The following is a 12,869-nucleotide window of genomic DNA, read 5'->3' as shown; positions in this document are numbered from 1 at the left end:
CGTAACCTCCCTGCGATTCAAGTGACCGTTATGGTTCGTCATTGAGAAGGTCCGGTACAGGGGCGATGCAAAGCGGTATTGCGCACGGGGCTTTCTCTTCATCTGCGTCTCAGGAAAAATCGGCGATGAGAGCTCGTGTACATAGAGAACAACAAGGTATGACGTCTTCGTCGGATCTCTCGCGGCTCAGCTTGCGGCCCGTGTGCCGAGCGATTGCCGTGATGTTCGCAGCGGTGGCCGCTTCGGGTGCACACGCTGGAGGCATCGTCGACCTGTCGCATGGTGGGGCGCAGACGAGTGCAGCGCTGCGTGCAGCAGGTTCGCAAGGCGTTGCGAATCTCGGCGTATCTCCCCAGCAGGCATTGCAGACAAGTCAACCGTCGATCCAGAATCTGGCACACGCGGCTCAGGGCATTGCGCAGCAGATTGCGGCGCAGCAGGCAGCCGCCGCGGCGGCTGCCGCCGCGGCGGCTGCCGCCGCGCCTTCTACCGTGCCGAACGGACTTGCCGCAGGCGGGCTGCAGGTGGCGCCCGGCGCGACCAGCAATTCGCCGCTATGGCTGAATGCCAACCTGCCGACCCAGTCGGTGGCGGCGAGCGGCCAGACGACGGTTAATGTGCAGCAGACGGCCCAGGACGCGATCCTGACCTGGCAGACGATGAATGTAGGCAGGCAGACAACGCTCAATTTCGACCAGTCGGCGGGCACCCAGACAAACGGGGCAAACAACTGGGTCGTGCTGAACCGCATTGAGGACCCGAGCGGAAAACCGAGCCAGATATTGGGGAGCATCACGGCACAAGGCGCGGTCTATGTGATCAACCGCAACGGTATCCTGTTCGGCGCAGGCTCGCAGATCAACGTGCATTCGCTGGTCGCCTCGTCGCTTGACTTTCTGAATATGAACGATGCCCTGACGCCGACCAGCGCGGACGTTCAGGCCAGTAACAATCAGTTCCTGCTGCAGGCCGGAGGACTGGTGGGCGCGTCGACCAGTAGTCAGACCACGAACGCCACGGAGGTCCTGGGGCTGGGCAATACGGTAGCTGTATCGTCAGCGGGCCAGTATCAGCCGGGCGATGTGACGATCGCGGCTGGAGCGTCGATCACTACGCACGCTAACGGGAACGCCAGTGACGGCGGCTTTGTGCTGATCGCTGCACCGAACGTGACGAATGCGGGTGAGATCACAACGACCAATGGCCAGACGATTCTTGCGGCGGGCATTGGGGTAGCCTTGCAGCCCAATGCCGCAAACCCGCAGGTCCTGTTGCCGGAGCTGACCGGGAAACTGAAATTCAACGGAACCGACGTCACGCCGGTGGGCACACTGACCAACACGGGCATTGTCCAGGCAGACAAGGGGTACGTCACCCTGCTCGGTTCCAATGTGAACCAGAACGGCGTGGTTGGGGTGACAACCGGTGTCAGCTATCCAGGTGGCATCACGATTTCGACGGTCGACGAGGTCATGGCGCTCAACCCGGCTGGCGGTGAATACGGGGCGAATCTCTTTGCCGACTCCGTCAACCAGCCTGCCAATCGTCGTGCAGGGCTGGTGAGTTTTGGTCCCGGCTCGCTCACCGTGGATATGCCCGAAGAGGACGGTGAGACGACGACATCCGACCAGAACACGACGTTCACGCCGGGGAGCATTGCGCTGACTGCAGGCTCGGTCTGGTTCCAGGGCGGTTCGCTCATTGAGGCGCCAGGCGCAAGTGTGACAGTTGCGGCACTTTCGCAGAATACGGCGGCGGCGCCCGGCGATACCGCGGTACAGGGGCGGATATTCCTGGATTCGGGCGCTACCATCGATGTGTCAGGATTGGCCAATGTCGAGCTGCCCATTGCCGATACGCTGGTCACCGTCCCGCTTGTCGGCGCGAATGAACTGGCTGATTCACCGCTTTTACGTGATGGATTCCTCAATGGTTTGAAGAACGTTGTCTTTGACAGCACGCTTTCAGGGACCAACAGTGACGGTTCGAAATGGGTAGGCAGTCCCGTCCTGAACCTGGCGGGCTATGTCAGCCTGATCCCGCGCACGGTTGACCAGTTGCTGACGAACGGCGGATCGATCACGCTCTCAGGCGCGCAGGTGATGACCGCCAATGGTTCGTCAATGAATCTGAATGGTGGCTACATTCACTATCTTGGAGGCGTGGTCGATACGACACGTCTGGTCGATTCCAGCGGTGCGATCGTGCCGATCGGGGAGGCCAGTTCCTTCGACACGTATGTGGGCATCGCGGGCGAGTTTGTCGAGAGCCACCCACGCTGGGGCGTGACAGACACCTGGTATAACCCGCTGCTCACAGGTGGGACGTACGAGTCGGACTTCATCGTCGGCGGTAACGCAGGCACACTGAACGTTTTTGCGTCGCAGGCGCTTGTGCTCGACGGCGGCATTACGGCGCAGGCGTTCAGCGGCTCAAAGCAGGTGCAGGGCGGTGACCAGCCAGGCGGCGGTACGTTCGCGCTGGGGGCCGGATCGGCCCTCTCGCAAACCATAGCGGGCGCGGATAGCTTCAGTGGTGAGCCCGGCAATGTCATCCTGCAGAGCAGCGCGCCGCAACTGGGTAATCTCGCACCGGGCTTCAGCGCCGCCACACCGCTGGACACGGCCGCGCTCAACGCATTGGGTAGCGCGAATCCGGACAACATCCTTGCCTGGCAGACGGTCCCGGTGGATACCCTGAACGCGGGTGGCTTTTCCAACGTCAGCGTGACCGAAGATCAGAGTGGGGGTAAGGGAATCACGGTCGCACAGGGGACTCAGCTATCCGTTCAGCCGGGTGGTTCAATCAAGCTGAACGGACCGTCGATCACCATGCTGGGGAGCCTCAATGCGCCCAGCGGCAATATCTCAGTGGCTAGTGGGGGAGGGAATATCGTGGTCGGCCCGGATGCTACCGTCAGCGTGGCCGGCCAATGGGTCAACGACGATACATTGACGGCCCCCGGAACCAGTCTTGCCGGTAGCGAATACATCAACGGCGGCACCATTACGCTGTCGATTGGTGGTAGCGTCGCGTCGTCGACAGATAGTGGGGGCGGGCAGGTCCTGACGGATACTACGGGCTCGATTATCCTGCAACCAGGGAGCGTCCTGGACGTATCGAGCGGCGGCTATCTGCAGGCAAACGGCCAGTTGCTGATGAAAAACGGCATCCCGGAAGGGACCGGGGGCAGCATTTCGCTGCTAACGTATAACAACAGTGCATACTCGGCGCCCGGAACCCCTCCGTCGACCGGTGGCCGGATCGAGATGGACGGCACGATCAGGAGCGCCGGTTTTGCGGGTGGTGGCACGCTAACTTTGCAGGCGCTCGGCTTCCAGATCGGCGGCGATCCGTCGTCGGCACCCACCTCGTATGAATACCTGCCGGCGGACTTCTTCGCAACGCAGGGCTTCGGCAACTACGTGCTCAACGCCATGTACGGTGTGGACGTTGCTCCCGGCGCCACGGTGCGGCTCACGCAACAGGACCTGATTCCGGATGTTCCCGCCTTGCAGGGTTCGGCCACCGGTACCGGTATCGAGGCGGCAGGGTTGACGACGCTGGGATCGATTGATGCCTATCACCGGCAAGCCACCGGGCTTGCGATGACCGGTGGTGGTTATCTGAACTGGGCGCCGGGGCTCGGGGCGCAATTCATCCCCGCGTCTTATGCCGGGATACCGGGTGACGTAACGGTCGGGCAAGGTGCCTCGATTGTCGCGGATGCAGGCGCGACGATCGGTCTGGGGTCGGCGACGCAGGTCACTGTGCTGGGCTCGATCGTGGCGCCAGGGGGGGCGATCACGCTCAGTGCGGATACGAACAACGAAGGGTTTGACGTTACCGGTCAGCCCGTTCTTGCGTCGGGGTCGGGTTTCACGACCCACAGCCAGTCCGTCTGGCTGGGTTCGGGCGCCGTCCTCGATGTGTCCGGTGTGGCGCTGACCAATCCGCTCGCTGCTCCGGTGAAAAGCGGGAGTATCGTAGTGATTCCGGACACAGGCAAAGTGTTGCCGGGCGGGACTGTGGTGCTGTCGGACAACACCGGGTATGTGGTAGCGCAGGCGGGTTCTACGATCAACGTGTCGGGGGCGTCGGCCAGCTTCGACGAGTTGCAGGCGAACGGGACATACGCTGCGCAGCCTGTCTGGAGCGACGCGGGTTCGATCACCGTTGGTGCTGCGAACGGGCTGTACTTCAACGCCACGTTGCGCGGGCAGGCAGGTTCGGCTCAGGCCCAAGGCGGCACTTTGACCATCCTGCCTGAACAGGTTCCGATCACAAGCACGCTTCCAGGCGGAACGCAGTCATCGACGCCGGGGGCGACCGCACTGATCATCCAGCAAAGCGGCACCTTGGTACCTGGTGCGGCGGCACCGGGCGACGATTTCACGAGCGGCGATCCGACAGGTATCCTACAGTTCTCGGCCGATGAACTCGGCGGTTCGGGTATTACAACGCTCGTACTGGGCGGCTCGCCAGGGGGCAAGGGTTACCGCCTGGCACCGGTACCCATTGCGTTCGCAGGCAACGTAGACCTGACACTGGGCGATGCCGTAGTCATCAATGCGGCCCAGCTTGTCGCATTGCCCGCAGGCAGCACGTCGATTCCCACGCTTGCGCCGGGTTCGTCAACGATCGGTGCACCGACGGTCACCATCAACGCGCCGTATGTCGCCCTCGTTGGGCCGCAATATAGTTCGGGCGCGCCTGGCACGATTGCGCCGTCCGGAGCGTTGGCGGATGGCGCGTTGAATGTCAATGCGTCATTCATTGACATCGAGAACCAGATTGCATTGTCGAACTTTGGACAGGCGAACTTCACGAGCGCTGGCGATATCCGCCTGTCCTCGACGAACGCGAATGGCAGCGGAACATCGTTCGTCTTGCAGGCAGGCGTGCTGGCCACCGCCGGTGATCTGACGTTCACCGCGGCAGACGTGTATCCGGCAAGCGGGAGCACTTTTATTCTGGATGCGGTCGGGCCCGTCGACACGTCGACGAACGCGGTTACCCCGACAACGATTACATTCCTCTCGAACGGCTCGTCCGGTGTGCCGTTATCGGCCGGGGGCAGCCTGTTTGTCGATGCGACGAATATTGTGCAGTCGGGGACCGTACGCGCGCCGTCAGGCAGTCTTGTGTTCGGCGTCGGCGATATGACCAGTTCGACGACCCAGGCGCAGTTCGACAACTTGCCGCTGACCAATACCCAGACCGTGACGCTGGGCAACGGGAGCATCACCTCGGTGTCCGACGGCAGCACGGTCATTCCGTACGGAACGACCGTCGACGGCACGCAGTGGCAATACAATTCGGTGGCCGGCGCGACTGCTCCGGATATTACCGCGCCGCCGTCGAAATTCATCAGCGTCAACGGCAGCAACGTCTCGCTCAATGCGGGTGCGACGATCGACCTGTCGGGCGGAGGAAATCTCCAGGCCGAGGAATGGGTGCCCGGTACGGGCGGCAGCCGCGATCTGCTGTCGCAGTACAACATCAGCTACGCGACGAGCGCCACCGGCACCGCGGTGCCGGTCAATCCCGGTGCGGCGAATGTGTATGCGGTCGTGCCGGGATACGGGGCACCGGTCGCCGCCTATGACCCAGTGTTTGCGCAGGTTACCGAACCCTCGACGAACTCGAATGGGTCGGCGAGCACGACGACGGCGTCGATCGGCGTGGGCGCGGCGGGCTTGGGGGGAATGGTTGGCCAGGCCGTCTACCTGCAGGGCGTACCAGGCTTGCCCGCCGGTGTCTATACGTTGCTGCCGGCAAAATACGCGACCCTGCCAGGAGCCTTCCGCGTAGTGGCCGAGCCGTCGGGCAGCGCGCTCGCGCCGAATGCATCGAACGTTCTGCCCGATGGCACTGCGATGGTGGCCGGGTATGACGTCAATGCATTGACCGGGAGCCGCAGTGCGACACCGACGCTCTTCGAAGTGCAATCGGGCCCGGTGTGGCAGCAATATTCGCAATACACGCTCACCAGCGCGAACAGCTTCTTTCCAGCGCTCGCAGCGAGCGCCGGCCAGGTGACGCCGCAGCTACCGATTGACGGTGGGCAACTGGTCATCGCCGCTACCAGGGGGCTGACGCTCGGCGCGACGCTTGATGGGGCGCCGGCCACTGGCGGTGCGCCGGCTGAGGTGGATATTGCGGCGCAGGACATCCAGATCGTGGGTGGGGGGGAGGCAGCGCTTCCAGGTTATCTGCAGATCGCAGCGGGCCAGCTCGATGCGCTGGGTGCCGGCAGTCTGCTGCTGGGTGGCACGCGGACCCAGACCACCGGTGGCATCACGATTGATGCAATCGCCAACAGCGTGGTGGTATCGAACGACCCTTCCGCTCCCCTGACAGGGCCGGAAATCATTTTGGTCACGAAGACGGATCCTGGCGGTGCCGATCCGGCAGCGGCGAACGGGTTGCAAATCGATCCCGGCAGCGTGATCGCGGCCAAAGGCACGTATCCGGCGGCGAAGGACGTGCCGATCACGATCTCGGGTGACGGGGCATTCCTGAGCGTCAGCAACGGTGGGGATTCGGTCGTGACGCGTCAGAACGCCACCGGTACCGGATTACTGACGGTAGGCGCCGGCGCGACGCTTGGCGGTGGCCAGGCGCTGACGCTTGATTCTTCGGGCAACCTGACCTTTGATCCAGGCGCAACGTTCTCAGGGACTACGATTGCGGTGGATGCGGCGGCGATTACGTTTACGGATCAGACGGGCGTGGCTGCGGCGAACTTGCCGGGGTTCGTAGTGGGCGCGGGGCAACTCGCGCAACTCGCGAACGCGCAGAATGTTGTCCTGCGCAGCTACGGCGCAATGAACTTCGACGGCAACGTCGACGTGTCGTTCGGCAAGAACGTGGACCTGAGCGCAGGCACCTTCCTGAGCGACGGTGGCGCGGTCACCATCAATGCGCCCAACGTGCAGTTCACTAACGAAGCGGGCGCCCCTGTACCGACGGGCGCGGCAGGGGCCGGCACGTTGACGGTCAACGCGAGCGAGATCGACTTCGGAACGGGCGACAAGACGGTCTCAGGCTTCGGGGCGGTGACGATGAGTGCCACGGGAGGTATCGTCGGGGAGGGTACGGGAACCTTCGACTTCGGCACCTTGCCGGTCACGCTCAACGCGCCGGTGTACCTTGCGGGCACCAGTTCGGATGAGACGGTCCGGACGACAGGCGTACTGAACCTGAATGCAACCTCGGGTACCGCCCTTGCAAGGACTGCGTTGGGTGGGGCGTTGTCTTTCGTTGGCGGTACGATCAACGATCATGGCGCGACGATCGAAGCGCCTGCCGGGAATGTCAGTCTCGAGGCCACCACGGGTGATCTGACGGTCGGCAGCGGCTCGGTGATCAGTTCGGCAGGCGTTGCGCTGCCGTTCTTTGACGTGACCGAATATGCGCCGGCGGGCGCGATCAAACTGACTGCCGACACAGGTACGGTCAATGTCGGAGCCGGCTCGACGCTGGACTTTTCGGGGGCAACGGGCGGCGGTGCGGCAGGTAGCCTCACGCTCTCGGCGCCGGATCAGACGGTACAACTCGGTGGCACGATCAAGGGCAACGCGGCAGCCGGATTCCTGGGTGGTTCGTTCTCGCTGGACACGGGTGGTGCGGTGAACCTCGATAGCCTGTCCGCCGAACTCGCGTCGAGCGGCGTGAACGACGGGATTGTCGTTCAGACCAATGCCGGCAACCTGATCCTGTCGGCGGGCAATACGCTCACGGCCCAAACGGTATCGCTGACCGCCAATGGCGGCGCGGGGAATGCTTCCGATACCGCGAATGGCAACGTCATCATCGACGGTACGATTAACGCAAACGGTCTGGCCACTGCTTCGGGTGGTGCCCAGGGCGGCACGATCAGTCTCTACGGCAGGAGCAGCGTCGACGTCGAAGGAGCGCTGCTGGCCGAAGGCTCCGACGCCTATATCGCGGGTACGCCCACGCTCAATCCGAACTCCACCGAACTGGGCGGCACGATCAATATTGGAACCGCTGGCACCCCCACTGCCGGTTCCTACAATGCCCAGTACGGCTACGAGAACGTCGCGCTTGCCAACTCGGGAAAGATTACGCTGGGCGCGAACGCGGTCATCAACGTCGCAGGCGGTGGTGCAGCGACCCTCGCGTCGACCGGAATGGAAGGGGGCGTGATCAATCTGCGCGCGCCGCTCCTCGATGACGGCACGGTCGATGTCGACCTGAAGATGACCAATCCGGCGAGCCAGATCACCGGTGCCCGCAAGGTCAGTCTCGAAGCCTACGCGGTGTGGAGCACGACTGACAGCACGACCGGCGCGCAGCATTTCGACGGCGTCGTCGATCCGGCCGGGTGGTATGGCGACAGCGTCGTCGGCGCTGGCCAGCCTGGTATGGTCGCGGGTACGTGGACCGACCAAAGCGGCAATCCGCTGCCCAGCCCCACGGCGGACCAGCTTGCAGCTTATCTGGCGAACGACTTTTTCACTCCGGCAGCGGGTGCCACGAATACCGATCACCAGGCCTTTTACGGCTACCAGAGTGATGGCACTACGCCCGGCACGCTCATGGGTTTCGTCGAGCATGGTGCGCAGGGCGTGGCCAACCAGTTCGCCAATACGGGCATCCAGAACTTCGCGGTGACGCCTGGTATCGAGCTGGACAACCCGGACCCGGCCATCAACAACGGCGATATTTCGGTTCTGACGAACTGGAATCTGGGCGCGGGTTCGTCCCCCACCGATCTTGCATTTCGTTTCAATGATCAGGCGCCGGTCATCACGTTCCGCGCAGAGAATAACGTCAAGGTGGATGCCAGTCTGACGGATGGCTTTTTCCAGATTGCCAATCCGACGGGATCCAGTATTACGGGGTCTAACTTCACCGCGGCAATTGCCCTTTTCGACAGTCCGACTCCCCAATACTATATGGGCTACTTGGGGAACTATAACAATTTCTACCTCAACCTTCTTCATACGGGAGCCCCGGCTTCACAAGCCTCCCTGGTGACCCCTACAGGAGGGGCGACCACGCAGGAAATTGCCCAGTACTACGGTTTATACCAAGAGTACGGGAGATTTCTTGCCGGGGCGGACGATCCTCTCGTTGCGGCCGTCGCCGGGGCAAATTTTGCGGGACAACTTGATACCGGCGTGCTGATCCTGTACGCAAGGGGGAGCGCAACGTTGGGCGGCGGCGCATGGGCGTCGAACGGAACTCCGCCCCCAGGAGAGCCTGTGGCGCCTACTGCTCCGACGCAGGCAGCGCAACTTTCCAATCCTGCAAGTTATCAGGCGTACCTGGTCGCGTATAAACAGTATTTTGACCAGGTCGTCCAGTTTGCGCAGGCGAACCCGGGAGTCACTCCGGTGGTGCCGCAACTGTCTCCACCTGCTCCGGTGGCGGGACCCATCGCGCCTGGGCCGGTCGACAACTCGCCGTCACCTGTGTCCGCGTCGAACAATAGCATCCCGTTGTCGCTTGCATCGCTCAATAGCGGGAACAGTTCGTCGTTCCGGATTGTTTCCGGTGCGAACCTCTTGAGTGCCGATCCGCTCGCGCTGCAACCCGCGTCGGCATTTTCTTCATCCGCAGGCGGCGCTAGTGATGGAAGCGGTAGCGTATCCGTCGACGGGCATTTCGGATTCGACAATGGCGGCACGGGCCCGGCCATTCTCCAGCCGACGATGATCCGGACCGGTACCGGCTTTATCGATATCGCCTCGGCCAATAACTTCACCCTGAGCGATACGACCGCCCCGGGCGTGATCTATACCGCTGGTGTAGCGGCGGCCGGCTCGCCGGCAGAGGGGAGTACGGCTGCTATTGCTCAACCCAGCAGCGGAGTGTCTTCCGCTGAGCCTTCGCTTTTGGTTACGCCTGCCGTCAACCCGACAGGTGCCGGTGACATTTCCATTCAGGCTCAGAATGATATTACCGGCATCGAGAACGTCGTTGATTCGACGGGGAGCATTACGGGTGTCAAGAACGCCAACTACAGCCAGTTCTGGTGGCAGTGGATGGAGATTGGCAACACCGTCAATTCGAGCGGACAGATTACCCAGACCTCGATCGACTTCGGTGCGTTCGACCAGGGCGTGATGAGCATAGGCGGCAATGTGTCGGTCAAGGCGGGTGGCAATATTACCGATCTTGCCGTCTCGTTGCCAACGACGTGGTATCTGACCACCGACAGTTCCGGCGTGACAACGCCTACTATCGTGGGCGGTGGCAATCTGACTGTTCAGGCGGGCAAAAACATCCTGAGCGGCGACTATTTCGTTGCGAACGGTACGGGCTCGATTACGGCGGGAGGCAGCATCGCCGCCGACGGTCAGGCTTACACCGTGTTCTCCGGCATTGTCAGCGCGTCCACGTCCGCGGGACCAGTTTCCACCTTGCTCGCCACTCAAAACGGCGTCCTGAACGTCACGGCGCGCTCCGGCGTCGATATAGGAGGCGTGTTTGACCCCTCGTACATCGAGGGGCCGCAGTTGAGCGTTTATGGTCAGCATGCGGACTCGCAGGGCTATTCATCGAGCTCGGCGGTCAACGTCGTATCGACCACCGGCAATGTCGATTTCGGGTCGCTGGGGGCGACTAATGCGTCCGGGCGCCTGCTGGTCGGCGACTTCACCGGACAGCCTTCGAACGCCGCCCAGGTGCTGCCGGCCACCGTCGACCTGGCCGCACTCTCAGGCGGTATTGTCGTGTCCGCCGCAGGCCAACTCTATCCCTCCGCAACGGGCGAGCTAAGCCTGATAGCGGATCAGTCAATCGATCTATCGGCAGGTGCCGGGTCAGGTACCCGGACAACTTTCGGGCTGATCGATGCGGATCCGTCGACGATGCCTTCGCCGACGGACTCGATCGATCTGAATAGCAGCAACGGACCGGGTTCTGGTTTCCTCTTCGGGTTATTTGAAAATATTCCTACGTTACAGCACGCGGCGTCAGCGCTTCACGCAGTTGATACGCAGCCAGTGCGAATCTACAGTCTTGCCGGCAGCATCATTGACGGTGCGATCGATACTCCGGGAACGTATAGCAACCTGGTAACCATCGCCGTTGACAAGCCGGCCCAGATTTATGCGGGCAGCAATATCGTCAACGTCGCTTTCTCCGGGCAAAACCTGGGTGTAGACGACGTTACCCGTATCGTCGCGGGAGGCAATATCGACGACGCTCCGTCAACGTCGATTCTTGGAAGCAATGCCGTAGTGCCGTCCTTGGTGCTGGGTGGTCCAGGCACGTTCGACGTGGAAGCGGGCGGTAACATCGGACCACTCACGAACCAGACGGAATTTGCCGGCAGCGTTACGGGGATTGATGCGGTTGGCAATGCCAACAATGCATTTCTTCCGCATGAAAGCGCGAACGTGCAGGTTTTGTTCGGCGTTGGTCCGGGAATCGCCAACCAGGCATTCATTTCTGCCTATATCGACCCTGCCAGCGTAGTCGCCGGCGTACCGAGCGCGACGCCCGCACTGATCTCGTTCATGGAACAGTACGATGTAGGCCAGTATGAGAAAGTCGATACCGGCCTCGCGGCGGACAAGGCGGCGGCTGAGGCGAAAGTCGGGACACTGACAGCCGATCAGGCATGGAGCCAATTCCAGGCCCTGCCGCCTTATGTGCAGCAGATTTTCGTGCAGCAGGAGCTGTTCAGTGTGCTCACGAGCGTCGGCAACGATTTCAACAATGCGTCGAGCCCGTTCTTTCAGCAATACGCGCGCGGTTACCAGGCGATCAACACCTTGTTCCCTGCTTCGCTCGGATATACGTCCAACGACCTGAGTGGTGGAGTGAACGGTGCGAACAAGCTTGTGACGACCGGCAACCTGGACATTCGCAGCTCGACTATCCAGACCCAGCAGGGTGGCAATGTCTCGATTCTCGGACCCGGGGGACAGGCACTGCTTGGCAGCGCTTCTGCACCGCCCGAGATCATCAGCTCAACCGGGAAGGTTGTCGCAGGACCCAATACCATGGGGATTCTGACGCTCGAACAGGGCAACATTGACATCTTCACCGATCAGAGTGTCCTGCTTGCGCAAAGCCGTATCTTCACCGAGCAAGGCGGCAGCATGACGATCTGGAGTTCGAATGGCGACATCAATGCGGGTCAGGGTTCAAAGTCGGTGTCGGATGTGCCGCCGCCCGAATACGTCTGTGACCAGAGTCACTATTGCACGCTCGACGCAAAGGGTGAAGTTACCGGTGCAGGCATCGGAACGTTACAGACGATTCCCGGTGCGGCGCGAGGGGATATCAACCTGATTGCTCCGCGCGGCACGGTCGATGCGGGCGCCGCGGGGATTCGCGTTTCGGGCAACATTAATATTGCTGCGCTGCAGGTACTGAATGCCGACAACATCCAGGTGCAGGGAAAGGCAACCGGTATTCCGGTTGCAGCGGCGGTCGACACAGGTGCGCTGACGGCAGCAGGTTCGGCCGCGTCTGCGGCCACCCAGATGGCGCAAAACATCGTCAGGAACAATGCCTCGGGGGTGTCCCAGCGTCAATGGATTATCACGGTGGAGGTCGAGGGCTTTGGCGATGCGTCGGATGACCCGTCGGGTTCCGATGATTCGCGCAAGAGGCGCGTGCGGTAGGGGGTGCCGCGGCGAGGACGGAACGTGGCCCCGGCGTGATAGAACATTGTGCAGCCTCCTCGCGAAGTGTAGGCGTGGACCGTTCGTTGGTCTGTTCACCGGTCCACGCGATGTTTCGTCGCACCGTTCGGGCGATGCTTACGATGCCTTGCACTCATACGAGATCCGTGCAATATGATATGGATGCCAAAGTAATTTAATTGAATTCGAACTGATTGCCACAACGTCCCGTTCCCAGCTATTGGTTTTGTTTCG

1 protein-coding gene is annotated in these 12,869 nt (G+C 61.8%); it reads left to right on the top strand.

Annotated elements, in window-relative coordinates:
* Nucleotides 1-158 precede the first annotated feature (158 nt).
* On the top strand, nucleotides 159-12,614 hold the full coding sequence (locus AC1ECK_RS10905; protein ID WP_480318762.1) for a filamentous haemagglutinin family protein: 12,456 nt from the start codon (nucleotides 159-161) through the stop codon (nucleotides 12,612-12,614).
* Nucleotides 12,615-12,869 lie beyond the last annotated feature (255 nt).

The organism is Paraburkholderia sp. SSBN10T (genome assembly GCF_056619545.1).
Note: the sequence above shows the minus strand (reverse complement) of the source record. Positions and strands in the feature narration are given on the sequence as shown.

What these genes read in the sequence shown, in the direction of transcription:
- AC1ECK_RS10905 (WP_480318762.1), top strand. Translation starts at nt 159, where the DNA reads ATGACGTCTTCGTCGGATCTCTCGCGGCTCAGCTTGCGGCCCGTGTGC.